Here is a 1,197-nt window from a genome sequence, read left to right as displayed (position 1 = left end):
ATGATTATGGCGGGCTGCGGATGAACCAGTTTGTCTGTACCTCAGGGAAATGCACTTTTAAGGAGCGTATTCGTGACCAGGACCGGGGGAGCTGATATGAAAAAGATAATGAACGCCAGATGGTTATGTTTATTTACCAGAATAACCAGCGTCCTGCCCCTGCTCCCTTTTTCGGCTACGGCTGCTGAAATCCCGTACTCGTGTACCACAGCCACTCCGGGAATGGCTATAAAGTTACCCGGGGTTATAAATATGAATAAGGACATGTCTCCAGGTACGGTTGTTTATGAAACCCAGTTGCCGGCGATTAAATATACCTGTTTTCTCTCAACACCAGCCAGTCCCTCACTGGTTCCGGGGTTCGATTACATGACAAAGATACTTAAGATATTGAAAGACAACGGACTGAAAATGGTGGTGGATACGGGCAGTGGTTCATGGTCTCCTGAGTCTCAACTTGATAAGTTCCCGTTAGGAGACAAAAAGACGGGGGAAATAACGGGCACATTAAGCGGTTCGTTTAAACTTGTTCTCAATGAGAGCATCAGTAAACCTGCGAAAGTTTTAATTCCGACCGTCAGTGATTTTTTTCGGATTATACCTGGTTATATTGGAGAATCATATCCTTATATCAAATCCGGACTGTCAGCTAACACCTGGTTATATTTCGTACCGAAATGTGTCGGGAAAACGTCGGTCCCGGCAGCGGTTGACCTTGGCAGGGTCATCACCGGTGGAAAAGGCAGCCTGCCATCCCCGCGAAACTTTTATATTAAACCCTCCTTTAATCAGGATTGTGAAGGTTTTCAGGATATCAATTCGTGGGATAAATTTTTACTCACCCTTGAGATTCAGTTCAGCGCTGCCGGTGACGGAAGTTTATCTGCTGACGGAAATGGAATAATACTTAAGAATGCTGACGGCCAGGAAAACGGCCTGAAACTGGTGATAAAGGAGGCCGGTTCAACACCGGTGAAATTTGGGGCATGGTCACAAATCAGCCCGGCTATCTCTGTGGTTAACAGTCCGCTGAACCTTCACTATACCGCATCGCTGGAACCCGCCACTCCGGGGGGCGTCACGTCAGCAGTAACAGGGAAGTTCAGTCAGAATGTTACCGTGAAAGTTCGCTATCAGTAAGTCACTGCGGGTTTTTAAAAATTAAATACCCGCTGAATGCCCGTGCGGGAAAAACAA

1 protein-coding gene is annotated in these 1,197 nt (G+C 46.8%); it reads left to right on the top strand.

The features are described from left to right. Nucleotides 1-252 precede the first annotated feature (252 nt). Nucleotides 253-1,140 carry a hypothetical protein gene (locus HV477_RS27860; RefSeq protein ID WP_175065743.1) on the top strand — a complete coding sequence of 296 codons (888 nt, stop codon included), beginning with the start codon at nt 253-255 and terminating at the stop codon, nt 1,138-1,140. Nucleotides 1,141-1,197: the final 57 nt, after the last annotated feature.

It is taken from the genome of Salmonella sp. SG203 (assembly GCF_013350575.1).
GTDB classification, from domain to species: domain Bacteria; phylum Pseudomonadota; class Gammaproteobacteria; order Enterobacterales; family Enterobacteriaceae; genus Salmonella; species Salmonella enterica.
Note: the sequence above shows the minus strand (reverse complement) of the source record. Positions and strands in the feature narration are given on the sequence as shown.